Below are 15,663 nucleotides of genomic sequence, written 5' to 3' on the forward strand. Positions count from 1 at the left end.
CCTCCTGCCCGCGCTACAGTTGTCCCACTAGCCGCTCAAAGCAGCGCTGTGATTCGAAAAGAATTTTTTCCTGGTCCAAAGTAAGACATTCGCCATTATCCACAATCAAACGGCCGTCAATCCACACATCCGCTACATCATTTGCGGACGCCGAGTAGATCGCGTGCGAGATATAGTTGGTTTTCGGGTAAAAATGTGCTTGATCGATGTCTAGGGCGATGAAATCGGCCTTCATGCCCGATTTGAGGGCGCCTACATCATCCAACCAGATGGATCGCGCACCGTCCAACGTACCCATCCGAAGCGCTGCTTCGGCCGGCACTGCCACGGGATCCCCGGTAACGCCTTTGTGAATCAACGCAGCAAGCCGCATCTCTTCGAACATGTCGAGATTATTATTACTTGCCGGACCATCGGTGCCCAGCGACACCTTAATTCCCTTGCGTAACAATTCCGGCACCCGGGCGACACCGCTCGCCAGCTTTAAGTTACTGCCCGGATTGTGTGAGACACGAACATCATACTGTGCCAAAACATCAATTTCCTCATCCGTCAGATGAACGGCATGCGCAACTAACGCAGGCCTTGAAAACACGCCGAGCTTCGCCAAGTGTGCTACCGGTCGGGCACCGTATTGATCTACATTATCCTGCACCTCGCGAGCTGTTTCCGACATGTGCGTATGGATCGGAAGCTGTAAATCATGCGCTGCTTGCACGAATTTCTCAATGTAATCCGGAGGGCACGTGTAAGGCGCATGAGGAGACATCATGGTCGTGATCCTGCCGTTTGCCTTGCCATGCCAGTCCTGTGCGAACTGACGTGCTTCCGCCAACTTCGCATCTTGCACGTCTGGGGGACACAAACCGATCACACCACGTGTTAAGCAAGCTCGTATACCGCTCTCTTCCACAGCACGAGCCACCTCATTCATATGGTCATACATATCGACGAATGTTGTTGTGCCGCCCTTGACCATCTCCAGGATAGAAAGCAGCGAGCCCCAGCGCACATCTTCCGCGCTGAACCGGGCCTCCATCGGCCACATTTTCTCCTGCAGCCAAACCTGCAGCGCTAGATCATCCCCAAAGCCGCGAAGCAGTGACATGGCCGCATGATTATGCGTGTTGACCAAGCCCGGCATATATAACTTATTTGAGCCGTCAATGTTTGCGTCATATTGTTCGAGCGGCAGCGGCGGGGCATCGCCGATGTATGTAATCTGGTTGTTTTCTATGACCATGCTGCCTTTTTCTATAACAGGCTGTGTCTCATCCAACGTAAGAAATACACCATTTGTGATGATCGTTTTACTCACTGTTTCTCATATCCCTTCGCATGCAATACAATCAATTTTAACTCTACATGTTCACTCCACGAAAAGCAAGCAACACTCTGTTATGCAGCTTGTTAGTGTCACATAATAATAAGGTGATGATCATATGCCTGTTTGGGATAAACTAATTGCAACGGTTAATCGGTTGTGTTATTTTTAACTTTGCGCTTAAATTCTCGTCATATTTCTACATATCAGCCAAAATATTCGTTACAATTTTGGTAACATAAAACCCGAAGGAGAGTGACACATGCTTTTTGCCAAAAAAAATGACACGGATTTCTTGCTGCTACTAATTAAAGCTTCCGAAAATACACTTAATGCAGCTCAAATGTTTCGGAACGCCATGATGAGTGACCAACCGCCGGCCTCCTTTTCTCCACAGCTCAAGGACATTGAGCACAAGGGAGATCAGATCACGCATCAAATTTTCAAAGGTCTCAATAAGGTGTTCATCACACCTATCGATCGCGAGGACATATTGGAGCTCGCCTCGAAGGTCGACGACGTACTTGACGGAATTGAAGCGACCATTGCTAGATTCGATTACTTAAACATCACGTTCAGCGATAACTATATGAAGGAATTTTCCGGTGTGCTGGTGGCCAGCTGTCAGCATATGTTGGACGCCTTCAAATTGCTCGCCAAGAAAAAATACATGCAGATGACCGAGCACACTGTGCAAATCAACAGCTTGGAAAACGAAGCCGACCGCTTGATGAGGGAAGGCATACGTGAGATTTTCCTGAACCCTAAGGATCCTTACCATGACTTTAAAATCAAAGAATTGTACGAGCGTTTGGAACAAACAACAGATGCCTGTGAAGATGTGGCAAATATATTAGAAAGTGTCGTACTGCGCTATTCCTAAGCAGCGTCTATGAGTAGGAGGAAACCATGTTAATTACTTTGCTCATTGTTATTGCGTTGGCGCTGGCGTTTGACTTCATTAACGGATTTCACGACACTGCTAACGCAATAGCCACGTCAATATCCACCAGAGCACTCACTCCGAGAATTGCTATTTTCTATGCAGCCATATTGAATTTCGGCGGCGCGCTATTTTCATCCGAGGTAGCCAAAACGGTCGGCGGCAGTGTAGCTAATCCGGCCACCATAGCGAATGGTGTTCCCATAGTCATTGCGGCTCTGATTAGTGCGATTATTTGGAACTTGCTTACCTGGTATTTCGGTATACCCTCCTCTTCATCCCATACCCTAATCGGATCTTTGGCGGGTGCCGTCATTGCCGGTGCTGGACTGACCGGCGTGAATTGGGGAGGCTTTGGGGAAATTGTGTTGATACTCATTTTGTCCCCGATCGTGGCGTTCGCTACAGCATTCATCATTATGTGGCTTACCCGGCAGCTCATTGTTCTGGGCGGCAACCGCTCCAGATCCAAGCTGAACCGGTCTTTCCGCTTTTTTCAAATCTTCTCCGCCGGCCTGTTGGCTTTCTCGCATGGTGGTAATGACGCGCAAAAAGCAATGGGCATCATCGTGTTTGCCTTGGTTGCGATGGGTTACCAAACGGATATGGATGTTCCCCTATGGGTCATGCTAGCCGCTGCTACTGCGATGGGTGTAGGCACTTCGGTTGGAGGCATGCGCATTATTAAGACGGTAAGTAAAAAGCTGATCAAGATCGAACCCATTAACGGCTTTGCGTCAGATTTAAACTCCTCCATTGTCATTCAAACCTCGACTGCAATGGGGATGCCGTTATCGACAACTCATGTCATCTCGTCCTCCATCATAGGTACGGGAGCAGTTATGAGATTCCATGATGTCAAATGGGCCACCGTGTCGAGAATGGTAATGACTTGGTTTATCACCATTCCAATCAGTATGGTGTTCGCATTTTTAATATACCAGGTCGTGTTTCTTTTTTTCTAAGAAAAATGGACAAGAAAAGCCTGCATGGGCATGCAGGCTTTTCTTGTATCCTTTTCAATCTAAATAGTAAGCCAAACTTTGCAGTTCTGTAGTGAAATCCGCGTGGTGGATGCGGACCTCATTAGGAACTTTGATAATGATCGGAGCGAAATTGAGAATCGCCTCTACCCCGCCGGCGACAAACTGATCAGCCACACTTTGTGCTTCTACCGCCGGCACAGTGATTATACCGATGCGTACGTTGAGTTGTTGAATCGTTTGCTTTAATTCGTTCATCGGCTGCACCTTTAGGTAATTAATCGATTCCCCGATTTTTGCAGCCATCGAATCGAACACTGCTACAATTTTCATATTGTCTTTGAGGTATGCGTTATAGTTGCATAAAGCTCTACCAAGATTGCCGGCCCCGACCAGAGCTACCGGGATGACTTTGTCCAGCTTCAAAATCTGTCGGATTTTTTCAATCAAGTAATCGACATCGTAGCCAATTCCCTTTTTGCCGAATTCACCAAAGTAAGCCAGATCCTTGCGAATTTGCGCCGGGTTCAAATCTAACTTATAGCCCAAATCTTGCGAGGAGACCGTGTGTACGTTTCTTTTGCTCAATTCATTCAGGAATCGCAAGTAAATCGGCAGCCTTCGCACCACCGCATCGGAAATCTTCATGTTTTTCATGCCCCGTTCTCCCCCATCCACTCCTTGATTCTTGGCACCAATTGATTGGTTGGCATATGTTCGATTTTGGGACCGGGCAGGGAGTACAAAAAATACTTGCCGTAGGTGGTATCAATCACCCGCGTGTCGTATATGATAACAATCCCTCTGTCTTTGGCCGTCCGAACCAACCGCCCAAACCCCTGCTTAAAGCGGATGACTGCCTGCGGCACAGACAGCTTCATAAACGGATTCAAATTTTGTTTTTTCAAATTTTCCGTCTTGGCTTCCACCAAGGGATGATTCGGCGGTTGAAAAGGCAGCCTCACGATCGCCAGACAGCTTAAAGCTTCGCCAGGTATGTCAACGCCTTCCCAAAAACTACTGGTGCCGAGCAATATACTCGCCGGGCTGCTCTGAAATAAGCGTGTGAGCTTGCTGCGATTGCCGCTGTCCACGCCTTGTCCCAGAACCTGGATGCCGAACGGCTGAAGCTTGTCCTTCAACGCGGCATGCGCCTGCTTCAGCATTCGGTTGGACGTAAACAGCACGAGCATGCGCCCCTTCGTCTCCAACGCAACTTCAGCCAACGATTGGCTTAAATGTTCCACGAACTGTTTCTCGCCGGCAGTTCCACGAATGCTAGGGAAGTCCCGTGGAATTGCCACCAGTGCCTGCTTCCTGTAATTGAAAGGCGACGGCAGCTGCAAAGTTTTCAGCCTACCCTCTTCGTCCTCCGGACGTAGTCCCAGCTGCTCACAGGTGTAGTCAAACGATTTCCCGACAGACAACGTGGCGGAGGTCATCACTACGCTATCCTTCACGTCAAAAAAGTACTGCTGCAGCATGCCGCTGACGTCTATTGGCACACTAACCAGTTGCAGGGATTTGCTCTTGCCGCTCCCGGCCTCCAGCCAATATACATAATTATCGTCCGGCATTGTCATAAAAAAGTGCAGGTGATCACGATGTGCGTAGAGTTCCTTGAGAGTCCCGCTCACATCGGTAAGCAAGCTCTGCATATCCAGTTCATCCTGCATCTCCTTCAACTCGCCAAACAGTTTATCCATTTGTTTCAGCACATCACTCAGTTGTATAAACAGGTTGTCTTCTAACACCATCAGCTTATCCCAACCGACGGGGACGTGCTCCTTTTTAATACGGTATACCAACTGGCCGACCTCGCTTTGCGCCGGGTCGGTTCGGGATGCCAGTACCTGATACAACAGCTCCATCATTTCATCCCATTCATCCTTTATGCGGATGAGCTTCGGCGCAATCGCGTCGATCTTCTCGCACCACGCCTGCGCCTGCTCTCGCTCATCTCTTTGCAGCTTGCCGCGAAGCAGCGATAACTGGCCGCTGCGGCTGTCCTTGTACAGCCACGACAGCGTGCTGACGAATGCACCATAGTACAATTCGATACCGAGATGCTTGCTGGCAACCTCTTCGAAATGGTGCGCCTCATCGATCACCAGATTTTTGTAACTCGGCAGCAGGCGGTTCTCGGCTTTCATATCGGTAAATAACAAAGAGTGGTTAGTTATTACGAGATCCGCTGTGTTGGACTGGTGTTTGGCCCTATGATAGAAGCATTTTTTAAACCATGGGCAGCTCCGGTTCAGGCAGGAATCCGCATCGCTTGACACGGAATGCCAGAATTGCTGGCCTTTATTCGAGAAAAACAATTCCTCGTCATCGCCGCGTTCGGTTTCTCCGAGCCATACCACCATTTGTGCCGCGGTAATCCGGTCGTCTCGCCCGTTTTCAAAATCCTGCAAATTGATTTTAGACTCGAATTTGCGCAGACATAGGTAATGGTTTCTTCCCTTCAACACAGACGCGCGAAACCCTACGGGAAATAAATCCTGCAGCAGCGGTATATCTCGTTCCCTGATCTGCTCCTGGAGGTTGATGGTATGTGTGCTGACCACAACCTTTTTATCCTGTTTTAAGCCATAATACAAGGATGGGATTAAATAGCCAAGAGACTTGCCTGTTCCCGTTCCCGCTTCGATCATCAGATGCTGCCCCTGCTGAAACGCAGATTCCACTTCCTCAAGCATCCGCTCTTGGGCTTCGCGGTCTTCATAGCTCTTGAACCGAGCACGCAGCGCCTGCTTCAGCTGCTCGTAAAATTCCGCAAATGTGTCCGGCATTCCATTTACGTCGCTGTGGTGGCGCACTGGCTCTTCCTCTCCCCAGTCGTCGACGTTTAAAGCGAACTGCCGGAAATATCGGTCCGCGTTGGAATCAAGTGCGGCGAACGTCTCCTTATACGCTTTCATTTCATGCACAAACCAACCGAAGTCGCTGGTGACGTGATCGAAAATCAGGCCGAGACGCTGCAGCGTGAGCAGCGACAGCCGCTGGAACCGCTGAACACATTGCAGCCAAAGCAGCGCAGTCACTTCCGCATCGCTGTCCGCCTGATGCGGCCTTTCGTGTGCGATGCCAAATGCATGGCACACGAGTGTCAGCTGCAGGCTGGATAGTGAAGGATACAGCACGCGCAGCGCGTCTATCGTATCCAATACTTTTCCGTCAAACGGAAAATAGCCTTGCTCGTCTAACGCACGCTGCAAAAATCCCAAATCAAACGCTACATTGTGGCCGACCAGTACACAATCCTGCAGCATGGGCACAATGTCGCCAGTGACGCTTTCGATCGGCGGCGCGTCCCGGACCATATCATCGTCAATACCTGTTAGTGCAGTTATAGAAGAAGGTATACTCAGCCCCGGGTTCACAAGGGAGGTATACCTGTCAATGATTTGATCATCATTTATAATGACGAGGCCAACCTGGATGATACGGTCCGTAGATTGGCTCCCGGTCGTTTCAAAATCCAAAACGGCGAATTTCATTCCCCTTTTGTCAATCCCTTCATTCCCACTCTCTTCTAGCATACCAATACTGCCCGGAAAAGGGAATAGTAAACTTCAACCTGCTTGTGCTGCAGCATTAGGTGCGTGCCGGCCAACTCGCGTACTCCAATTTTCCTTGCTTATCACTGCATACGCCCATTTCAACCAGCGGATTCACGCTGTACGGATCGCTCTGATACGCCAGCGAGAAATACTCCAGCGCTTTGTCCAGGTTTTGGTGCAGCATTTGAATACAGCCCAAGGCATTGTAGGCAATGGCCTTCATTTTGCTGTTATCCGTTAACTGCGAAAGAAAATGAAACTCACGGTAGCTTTCGGCCATGTCACCCTTGTGCAGGTAACTCATAGCTAAATAAATACGCGCCAAGGTGAAATCGGGGCTCTGCAACAGAATACGGGAAAACTCCTGAATGGCCTCATCATACATAAACAGCTGATAAAATCCTTGCCCTCTTACAAACTCGTCCGTGCGCTTACCAGCCAACTCCGGATCCAACAAATCGATCACCGTCGCCGCGCCGTCAGGCGATTGATAAAAACCGGCCAGCTTCTCTTCAAACGAAAGCCACTCTTCAATGAACGTATCACTCATAGTTTTTAACGTATGAAGCTGTGCTTCAAGCTCCTGCTTTTCAGCGCCGGACGCCGTATGGTACCGCTGCACGATGTCATCTAACATTTCGTTCATGGAGGCAAATAAATGTTTAAACATGATTGCATCCCACCTAACATTGAGGTACCCTCATTTTGTGTCCGGCGGGCCTTTTTCATGCGTTACAGCACTGTGGAATGAATTTCTTCTTTCAGCACGCTAATCACTTTGTTGTCTTCGCCCATGATAGCAATTTGGGGCTGATGCGTCTTGGCTTCCTCATTGGACAACATGACATATGATAAAATGATCACCGTATCGCCAACGTGGACCAGTCTCGCTGCTGCTCCATTGAGGCAAATCACGCCCGATCCGCGCGGCCCTGGAATGATGTAGGTTTCAAATCGCGCTCCGTTGTTATTGTTTACTATCTGTACCTTCTCGTTAGGGAGCATGTCGACTGAATCGAGCAAATCCTCATCGATCGTGATACTTCCCACATAATTCAGATTTGCCTCGGTGACGGTGGCACGATGAATTTTAGATTTCAGCATAGTTCTAAACATAAGATGACCTCCTGGCCTATTTCATATCATTGCGCTTGGGGATTTGTATAATGGCATTGTCAATGAGCCTCGTGGCGCCGAACCGTACGGCAACAGCAATAATGATCTCAGCCTCAGCGGCAATCCTGTTTACGGGCTCGAGCGAAGGATAAGTCAGCAGCTCCACATAATCTATTTCCGCGAGCGGCGCCTCGGAGATGTGCTTGACCAGAGCTTCCTTCACTACCGCGGCTTCCATTTCACCGTGATGTTCTCGAATGAGCCGTTCGGCCAACCGCAAGCCGGAGAACAAGACAAGAGCTTGCCTGCGCTGCTCGGGCTGCAGATACACATTACGCGAGCTCATCGCCAAACCATCTTCTTCCCTCACGATGGGACACGGAACGATATCGACCGGGATATTCAAATCGTCAACCATCTGTGTGATCGCAGCCACCTGCTGAGCGTCTTTCAGCCCGAAAAAAGCGGCGTCCGGCTGTACGATGTTAAACAGCTTGGTCACTACCGTCGCCACTCCGTCAAAATGACCGGGCCGTGAGGCACCGCAGAGGGGTTCTGTCACACCCGCGACGGAAACTGTTGTTTTGGTCGGCCGCGTATACATCTCCGTTACGGAAGGTAAAAATACTATATCGGCTCCCGCTGCTTTCGCCAGCGCGAGATCCTGTTCCTCGTTGCGCGGATACCGCTCAAAATCTTCATTTGGACCAAATTGAAGCGGATTGACGAATATGCTCAAAACGACGAGATCACACTGACGACGTGCGCTCTCCAGCAAGCTGGCGTGTCCCCGGTGAAGGAATCCCATCGTTGGAACCAAACCGACACGGATTCGGCCTTGCTCTGCTTTGGCAAGCCTGATAGCAGCGCGCAGCTCGGATATATGATGAATAACTTGCATCGCGTGATCCTCCTATTTGTTGCCGCCGTACAATCCGGTGGCCACCTCATCCTCCATATGAAAAGCATGATCGGCAGTCGGAAAGCTGCGGCTTTTCACCTCATGCACATATTGTTTGAGCCCTTCCCGAATCGTGCTGCCGACGTCTGCGTACATTTTGACAAACCGCTTTGGAGATGCGTCAGTATTATAGCCGAGAGCATCATGATATACCAGCACCTGCCCGTCACAGCGCGGACCGGAGCCAATACCAATGGTAGCAATCGAGAGCTGTTCTGTAATGTACGCAGCGAGCTGTTCTGTCATTAGCTCAAGTACGACAGCAAACGCGCCAGCCTCTTGTAGCGCTTTAGCGTCATCTAAAAGCCTATCGGCCTGCGCCCGGGTTTTGCCCTGGATCTTGTACCCGCCGATCTGGTGGATCGACTGCGGAGTCAGCCCGATATGGGCCATAACCGGAATTCCCGCCTTGGCACAGGCACGGACAGCGTCGGCGATCTCCCGGCCACCCTCCATCTTGACTGCTTTCGCGAGTCCTTCCTGCATAATACGGGCCGCGTTACGCAGTGTCAGATCCATACTTCCGTGATAGGTCATAAAGGGCATGTCCGTGACCACAAACGTGGACGGCGCCCCTCTGACTACCGCACGAGAATGATAAATCATATCATCGAGCGTCACCGGGACCGTTGAGTCATATCCGAGCACGACATTACCGAGCGAGTCGCCCACCAGAATGACGTCGACGCCAGCTTCCTCTACAAGCTGTGCGGAGGGGTAATCATAGGCAGTGATCATGGATATTGGTGTTCCATTGTCTTTCATTTTTTTAAACTTCGCGATGGTCGCCGCTTTACGCTTTTCCATACCTGCACCGACTTTCCGAGGATCTCAAATATATGTTTTCCGAATAAGTCAAACAAAAAACCTTTTCGCCCACGGGGAGCAAAAAGGTTCACATGGCAAAGTCATCATATGATCCTTCTGTCTCGGTCCGTTAGGCTCTGAGCAGAATCCGACATATTTTCAAGTGAATATTCGATTACACGTAATGACAGCTTAACAGCAACGAGTGCAACTCCATTAAACGGATACCGCCTCGTATTAGTGCTATTATACCAAACTTTTCATTCACGCGATAGTGGCATACTTCTTCTATTAATCTGGTTGTGAGGAGGGTTGGCAAATTCAACGGTGCCGGAATACCATTTGGTGACGGAATTGTCCTTCATACGCACGATCAGCGCGCCTGAATCGTCCAATCCGATGGCGGTCCCTTCGGACGGACCCTGCGAAGTTTGGGTTCGCACTTCACGATCAAGCGAGACGCTCAACTGTTCCCACAAGGTTTTGATAGGTCCAAAACCGGCTTCATGGTAGAGCTCGTATAGTTTTTCCAGGTCATACAAAAATTCGGACAGCAGCTCAGTACGGTCGATCGTGCGGCCCGATGCGATGCTCAGGGAGGTCGCTATCGGCTTCAGCTCGTCCGTATAGTCTTGTTCCCGCAAATTTGCGCTGATGCCAACTCCAACTATGACATACTGCAGCTTCTCTTCCTCCGCGCTGGACTCCAGTAAAATGCCGCTCACTTTTTTGCCGTCGACCAGCAAGTCGTTCGGCCACTTTATGCCTACGGGCAGTGACGTCACCCTGCGGATTGTACGGCACAGCGCAACCGCGACCAACAGTGTCAATTGAGGAGCGAAATGCAGTGGTATGCGAGGCTTCAACACCAGGCTCATCCATATGCCCTTGCCTTGGGGTGAATGCCATTTGCGGCCCATGCGGCCGCGGCCGGCAGTCTGCTGCTCGGCTACGACCAGCACCCCTTCCTCCGCACCTTGGTCGACCAGCTCATGTGCTTTAATTTGCGTCGAATCTATCTGGTCATAGTACCGGATCTGACGGCCCAGCACTTGGGTACGCAGCCGCGCAAGTAAACCCGGGATGTCTAGTTTATCCGGCGCCTCCAAGAGACGATAGCCTTTGCGCGGCACCGCCTCGAACACATAGCCTTCTTTACGCAGCCGTTCAACATGTTTCCAAATGGCTGTACGGCTGCACTGCAACGTATCGCTCAGTTCTTCGCCGGACACAAAGCCGCCGGCTTTTTGTTCAAACAAACGCAGCAACTGCTTATTTATGTTCATATCAACCGCTTTCCCGCTGCAGTTAGTACAAGCCCGTATATGAAGCATAGTTCGCAGCGTGATCCGTTTGGCTTCACTGGGCTGTGTTTAACGTTTTTGCAATTCGTTCCGCCTCCGCCAACAACGCAGGCTTATCATTAGCAAGGCGCTGCAGAGCTGTCTCGCGCAGCAGGTGCTGCAGCACCTGCGCGACCCACGGACCGGCTGGTTGTCCGATGTGAGACAGCAATTCCTTGCCGCGCACATCAAGCTGGTCGATTCGTTGCACCGGCATTTCCTGCAGCCAATCGGCTCCATGCTGCGAGATCAGCTTGCAGGCTTCCGCGCTTATCCCTGACAGCTGCAGCACTTGCGGCACGCGCCGTGCTAATTCTATAACCGAGCCCAAAGCTGCTGCACCATACTCGAGCGCGGCAAGCTTCCATCCACGTTCAAGCGGTGCAGCCGTCTCCGTCAAGGCCACCGCCTGTGACTCACCGGTGGTCCCCACCGGCTGACCGCCCGCAGCCTGAGCTGAGCGTACGTCAGATTGGCCTGGCTGACCGGCCAGCTCATAGACAGCTGCTACCACTCTGCGAATCTCTTCCACCCGCTGCTTCGCGAAGGTCAGCTTCCGCAACTCCTGCTCAAGCTGAACCGGTGTAACTCGCACAAGCAGATAGAGATACGCCCACTTGACTGCTGGTTCCGGGAGATGTCCCCAACCGGGTGATAGCTGCTCTTGCGGTAGATGCGCGAGCAATAGGGCTTCTTTAGTTAAGGCTAATAGGCGGCTGCATGCAAGCAGTTTAACAGCTCTTTCCGGATTAGCGCCCGCGACCATTCGCTCGAGCTCCATTCTCACCCGTTCCATGGCGATATGGTTAAGCAGCGGCGCCTGAGCCAGCAATGCCGCCCAGGTCTGCTCTTCAATATGCAGCTCAAATTCCGCAGCAAAACGGATGCAGCGAAGCATTCGCAAAGCATCCTCGTGAAACCGTTCTGGGGCCTCACCAACACAGCGCAGCACCTTGTCGTCTATGTCTGCCATACCATTGAACGGATCGATGATTTCCCCTTCTAATGACATGGCCATTGCATTCATCGTGAAGTCACGCCGGCGCAGATCCTCGTACAGGTTATCGATGTACTCCACCTCGGACGGCCGCCGGAAATCCTCATAGCCCGACTCCTTGCGATACGTCGTGACTTCGTATACATGGCCGCCCCAAACGACGGTTACAGTGCCATGCTGCAGCCCCGTGGGGATCGTGTGCGTAAAGAGCTGCTGTACCTGCTCTGGTTTGGCCGAGGTCGCAATATCATAATCTTTCACATTGCGTTTTAACACCATGTCACGGACGCTGCCGCCCACCATATAAGCCTCAAACCCGTGGTCCAGCAATGTTTCAATAATTAACTTTGCTCCGCTCACCAGCGATTTCGTCATTCGGTCACCTTTTAACAATTCACGGGTTTCAATTTTAATTCTTCCGGCAGAGGCCGTTCCAGTACCCGATAATAAATCTCCTCATACTGGCGTGTAATTACATCATTGCAGAACGTGAACCGAGCGCGGTGCAAGCAGGCCTCCCGCATCTTATCGTACAACGGCTGATCGGTAAGCAGCGCTCTTGCGTATTGCGCCATCTGCTCCACATCGCCGATCTCCGCGAGAAATCCACTCTCACCATGCGTGATCAACTCCGGAATACCGCCTGCTCGCGATGCTACAGTCGGTACGCCACAGGCCATCGCTTCCAAGGCGACTAGGCCGAAGCTCTCCTTCTCTGAGGGCAGCAACATCACATCGGACAACGATAATAATTGTGCCACATCATCCTGCTTACCGCAGAACGTGACGCGGTCAAGCAGACCTCTCTCCTTCACTTTACAGAGCACCTTCGACAGCTCAGGACCTTCCCCGACAAACAGCAGTCTCGAAGGGACATCCTCGCTCACTCGAGCGAAAATGTCGACGACATCGGTTACCCGCTTGACCGGACGGAAATTCGAGATATGTATTAGTATTTTCTCATCGGGGTGGGCGAATTCCTTACGCAGAGCCACCACCTCACGAGGGTAATACACACGCTTGTCGACGAAATTGTAGGCCAGGTCTATTGGCTTGTCGATAGCCAGCAGTTTACGAGTCTCTTGGATCAAATCATCCGAGACCGCCGTCACCGCGTCACTCTGATTGATTGCAAACCGTATCAAGTCACTCAGCGATTCATCCTGCGCTAACACGGTGATGTCCGTACCATGCAGAGTGGTCACGACTTTCAACCGGTCGCCTACCATTTGTTTGGCGAGAATGGCACATACCGCATGCGGTATGGCATAGTGCACATGAAGTAAATCAAGGTCCTGCAGCTGGGCCACCTGCGCCAGCTTGCTGGCAAGCGACAGATCATAAGGAGGATACTTGAACACATAGTAGTCGTTTACTTCGACCTCGTGATAAAAAATGTTTTTGTCGAACTTTCCCAAGCGAAACGGCATGCTGTGTGTAATGAAGTGGACTTCGTGGCCTTTTTCGGCGAGCAGTTTGCCTAGCTCCGTTGCCACCACGCCCGATCCGCCCAGAGTCGGGTAACAGGTAATGCCGATCTTCAACCGATCATTCACGCGGCTTCCTCCCTTGTTTTAATGTACGCCCCCGACGTCAAAACAAATCGATTACGTAAGGAAGCTTGCTCACAAACCCTTCCGCATACGAGATCATCCGCTTTTGGCCAAGCATGCGGTCTTTCGCCTCTACGCGTGATAAATATCCTTGATTCAACGGGGTATTGACGAAATCATTATTGGCTCCGGCCGCTTCAAACTGAGTGCGGTACGCTTGCAGTGCCTGCATTTTTTTTGCGTGCACCTCTGTCACATCAACCAATAAATCCGGCTCATACACGTCATTAATGAAATAATAATAGGACTGTTCCACATTGTGTGCTTCCGTATCCGGTTCGTAGCGGCGCAGCTTGGCGTTAAATAATGCCTCCTGCACCAGCTTGCTGCATGCGATGTGATCCGGATGTCTGTCTTCCCAATAAGGTGCGAACACAGCTCGCGGCTTATACTTCCGAATCTCCAGAACAATTTTTTTTATTGCCTCCGGTGTCATATACAACCCTCTATCCGGCAAACCCAGATTGGACCGTACGGCCAATCTTAGTGTTTGCGAGGCTGCCGCCGCTTCCATTTGCCGCAGTTCAACCGTTCCGTTTGATGACATCTCCGCGTAGGTTAGATCGCAAATGCCGACGCGGGAGCCGGCCGAAGTGTGCTTGCAGATGGTGCCCCCCATGCCGATTTCGGCATCGTCCGGGTGCGCGCCAAAAATAAGAATGTCTAACCGCTCGCTCATTCTTCTATGCCCGGCTTATATTTATGTACCAGCTCTCTCCAGGCAAAGTCACCGCGATAGAGCGCCTTTACCAAAATTTCAGCTGTCGCAACATTGGTCGCTACCGGAATGCCCTGCACGTCGCAAAGGCGAAGCAGCGCAGTGATATCAGGCTCATGGGGCTGTGCCATCAGCGGATCACGCAAAAATATAATTAGATCCATTTCATTAGCAGCAACCATAGCACCGATCTGCTGGTCTCCTCCCAGCGGGCCCGACATGAACCGGTGAACCCGCAGCTTGGTGTTTTCCATAATTCGCGTTCCTGTGGTACCCGTTGCAAACAGCTGGTGCCCCTGCTCAAACACCGGCTCATAAGCGATAACAAAATTCACCATCTCGTCCTTTTTGCGGTCATGCGCGATCAAAGCAATATTCATAGTCTCTCACCCAAACTCCTTTATGTTTCTCAGAACGCGGGGGCTTCGAGCGCCGGCTAAACGCACTGCCCGACTCCCTTGCTTCTAATCTATAAAATGCTCGAAACCGTACACAATGCCGGTATATTCCATCACCTTTTGGATGGCCACCTTGACACCCGGCATATATCCGGCCCGATCGTATGAATCATGGCGAATCTTTAATGATTGGCCGAAGGCTCCAAAGATCACCTCTTGCTGTGCAAATACACCCGGCAGCCTAACGCTATGTATTCTGAACCCATTGTATAGCCCACCGCGGGAACCTTCAATAGTTTCTTGCTCCCTGGGGTTTCCTTGCCGCAGCTCTTCCCGATGTTGTGCTATCAATTCCGCCGTTTTCACCGCCGTGCCGGATGGAGCATCCAGCTTTTGGTCACCATGGTATTCGATAATTTCGAGATGAGGAAAATACTTGGCAGCTTGCGCCGCGAATTTCATCATGAGGATGGCGCCGATCGAAAAATTCGGTGCGATCAGTCCTCCGATCCCCTGCTCCTTGCACTGCCTGTCAAAGTGTTCAATATCTTCCGGCGTGAAGCCCGTGGTGCCAATCACCGGACGTACTTTATGCTTGATGGCTAATGCTGTGTTGGCTACGACAGAATGAGGTGTCGTGAAGTCAACCAGCACATCCGGTTTTCCCTCTACGAGTGCAAGCTCCAAGTCTGTGCTCATGGTCACGCCACATGGTTCCAACCCAACAAACCGACCCGCGTCCACTTCAAGCCCGGAAGAATAATTTACCGCTGCCACCAGTTCCAGCTCATCATCATTCAGAACCATTTTTACTACTTCGCGGCCCATTCGTCCGCTTGCTCCTGCTACTGCCACTCGAATTCGACTCATATGTGTGGTCTGTTCCTTTCATCT

15 protein-coding genes are annotated in these 15,663 nt (G+C 51.0%); 2 read left to right on the forward strand and 13 right to left on the reverse strand.

Annotated elements, in window-relative coordinates:
• Positions 1 to 13: 13 nt before the first annotated feature.
• Positions 14 to 1,318 (reverse strand): amidohydrolase, encoded by a 1,305-nt coding sequence (locus CBW46_RS05770; RefSeq protein ID WP_089199050.1) that lies wholly within the window; start codon positions 1,316 to 1,318, stop codon positions 14 to 16.
• A gap of 268 nt (positions 1,319 to 1,586) precedes the next feature.
• Between CBW46_RS05770 and CBW46_RS05775 the strand changes: the two genes are divergently transcribed.
• Together CBW46_RS05775 and CBW46_RS05780 are read left to right on the forward strand one after the other, a co-directional pair.
• A complete protein-coding gene (locus CBW46_RS05775) occupies positions 1,587 to 2,207 on the forward strand; it encodes a DUF47 domain-containing protein (RefSeq protein WP_089199051.1) in 621 nt (206 codons plus the stop codon).
• A 26-nt stretch (positions 2,208 to 2,233) separates the two neighbouring features.
• Entirely contained in the window at positions 2,234 to 3,232 is a 999-nt protein-coding gene (locus CBW46_RS05780) for an inorganic phosphate transporter (protein ID WP_089199052.1), read from the forward strand.
• 54 nt (positions 3,233 to 3,286) lie between these two features.
• Here the strand turns inward: CBW46_RS05780 and CBW46_RS05785 are convergent, their stop codons facing one another.
• From CBW46_RS05785 to dapB, 12 genes are all read right to left on the reverse strand, one after another.
• Positions 3,287 to 3,907, reverse strand: coding sequence for a redox-sensing transcriptional repressor Rex (locus tag CBW46_RS05785; protein WP_089199053.1), 621 nt, complete (start codon positions 3,905 to 3,907; stop codon positions 3,287 to 3,289).
• Entirely contained in the window at positions 3,904 to 6,753 is a 2,850-nt protein-coding gene (gene dinG, locus CBW46_RS05790) for an ATP-dependent DNA helicase DinG (RefSeq protein WP_089199054.1), read from the reverse strand. The genes CBW46_RS05785 and dinG overlap by 4 nt, the downstream gene beginning before the upstream one ends.
• A gap of 97 nt (positions 6,754 to 6,850) precedes the next feature.
• Entirely contained in the window at positions 6,851 to 7,486 is a 636-nt protein-coding gene (locus CBW46_RS05795; RefSeq protein ID WP_089199055.1) for a tetratricopeptide repeat protein, read from the reverse strand.
• A gap of 62 nt (positions 7,487 to 7,548) precedes the next feature.
• Positions 7,549 to 7,932: an aspartate 1-decarboxylase gene (gene panD, locus CBW46_RS05800; protein WP_089199056.1), complete on the reverse strand. Its 384-nt coding sequence runs from the start codon at positions 7,930 to 7,932 to the stop codon at positions 7,549 to 7,551.
• Positions 7,933 to 7,948: 16 nt separating this feature from the next.
• Positions 7,949 to 8,833: a pantoate--beta-alanine ligase gene (gene panC, locus CBW46_RS05805; protein WP_089199057.1), complete on the reverse strand. Its 885-nt coding sequence runs from the start codon at positions 8,831 to 8,833 to the stop codon at positions 7,949 to 7,951.
• Positions 8,834 to 8,845: 12 nt separating this feature from the next.
• Positions 8,846 to 9,700, reverse strand: coding sequence for a 3-methyl-2-oxobutanoate hydroxymethyltransferase (gene panB / locus CBW46_RS05810; protein WP_089199058.1), 855 nt, complete (start codon positions 9,698 to 9,700; stop codon positions 8,846 to 8,848).
• A gap of 260 nt (positions 9,701 to 9,960) precedes the next feature.
• Positions 9,961 to 10,986, reverse strand: coding sequence for a biotin--[acetyl-CoA-carboxylase] ligase (locus CBW46_RS05815; RefSeq protein WP_089199059.1), 1,026 nt, complete (start codon positions 10,984 to 10,986; stop codon positions 9,961 to 9,963).
• A gap of 73 nt (positions 10,987 to 11,059) precedes the next feature.
• Complete coding sequence (locus CBW46_RS05820) at positions 11,060 to 12,415, reverse strand: CCA tRNA nucleotidyltransferase (protein WP_089199060.1); 1,356 nt, start codon at positions 12,413 to 12,415, stop codon at positions 11,060 to 11,062.
• Positions 12,416 to 12,426: 11 nt separating this feature from the next.
• Positions 12,427 to 13,596, reverse strand: coding sequence for an N-acetyl-alpha-D-glucosaminyl L-malate synthase BshA (gene bshA / locus CBW46_RS05825; RefSeq protein ID WP_089199061.1), 1,170 nt, complete (start codon positions 13,594 to 13,596; stop codon positions 12,427 to 12,429).
• Between the two features lie 37 nt (positions 13,597 to 13,633).
• Positions 13,634 to 14,332: a bacillithiol biosynthesis deacetylase BshB1 gene (gene bshB1, locus CBW46_RS05830; protein ID WP_089199062.1), complete on the reverse strand. Its 699-nt coding sequence runs from the start codon at positions 14,330 to 14,332 to the stop codon at positions 13,634 to 13,636.
• Positions 14,329 to 14,751: a methylglyoxal synthase gene (locus tag CBW46_RS05835; protein WP_089199063.1), complete on the reverse strand. Its 423-nt coding sequence runs from the start codon at positions 14,749 to 14,751 to the stop codon at positions 14,329 to 14,331. Before CBW46_RS05835 ends, bshB1 begins: the two co-directional genes overlap by 4 nt.
• 84 nt (positions 14,752 to 14,835) lie before the next feature.
• The gene (gene dapB, locus CBW46_RS05840; RefSeq protein WP_089199064.1) at positions 14,836 to 15,639 is read right to left on the reverse strand and encodes a 4-hydroxy-tetrahydrodipicolinate reductase; all 804 of its coding nucleotides are present in this window, start codon (positions 15,637 to 15,639) and stop codon (positions 14,836 to 14,838) included.
• Positions 15,640 to 15,663 lie beyond the last annotated feature (24 nt).

This window comes from Paenibacillus xerothermodurans, assembly GCF_002220865.2.
Taxonomy (GTDB): Bacteria; Bacillota; Bacilli; order Paenibacillales; family NBRC-103111; genus Paenibacillus_S; species Paenibacillus_S xerothermodurans.

Bases quoted from the DNA above. Each gene is read 5' to 3' on its own strand.
- panD (WP_089199056.1), bottom strand. From the start codon at position 7,932: ATGTTTAGAACTATGCTGAAATCTAAAATTCATCGTGCCACCGTCACC.
- CBW46_RS05835 (WP_089199063.1), bottom strand. From the start codon at position 14,751: ATGAATATTGCTTTGATCGCGCATGACCGCAAAAAGGACGAGATGGTG.
- dinG (WP_089199054.1), bottom strand. From the start codon at position 6,753: ATGAAATTCGCCGTTTTGGATTTTGAAACGACCGGGAGCCAATCTACG.
- CBW46_RS05795 (WP_089199055.1), bottom strand. From the start codon at position 7,486: ATGTTTAAACATTTATTTGCCTCCATGAACGAAATGTTAGATGACATC.
- panB (WP_089199058.1), bottom strand. From the start codon at position 9,700: ATGGAAAAGCGTAAAGCGGCGACCATCGCGAAGTTTAAAAAAATGAAA.
- dapB (WP_089199064.1), bottom strand. From the start codon at position 15,639: ATGAGTCGAATTCGAGTGGCAGTAGCAGGAGCAAGCGGACGAATGGGC.
- CBW46_RS05820 (WP_089199060.1), bottom strand. From the start codon at position 12,415: ATGACGAAATCGCTGGTGAGCGGAGCAAAGTTAATTATTGAAACATTG.
- CBW46_RS05815 (WP_089199059.1), bottom strand. From the start codon at position 10,986: ATGAACATAAATAAGCAGTTGCTGCGTTTGTTTGAACAAAAAGCCGGC.
- panC (WP_089199057.1), bottom strand. From the start codon at position 8,833: ATGCAAGTTATTCATCATATATCCGAGCTGCGCGCTGCTATCAGGCTT.
- CBW46_RS05775 (WP_089199051.1), top strand. From the start codon at position 1,587: ATGCTTTTTGCCAAAAAAAATGACACGGATTTCTTGCTGCTACTAATT.
- CBW46_RS05785 (WP_089199053.1), bottom strand. From the start codon at position 3,907: ATGAAAAACATGAAGATTTCCGATGCGGTGGTGCGAAGGCTGCCGATT.
- bshB1 (WP_089199062.1), bottom strand. From the start codon at position 14,332: ATGAGCGAGCGGTTAGACATTCTTATTTTTGGCGCGCACCCGGACGAT.
- CBW46_RS05780 (WP_089199052.1), top strand. From the start codon at position 2,234: ATGTTAATTACTTTGCTCATTGTTATTGCGTTGGCGCTGGCGTTTGAC.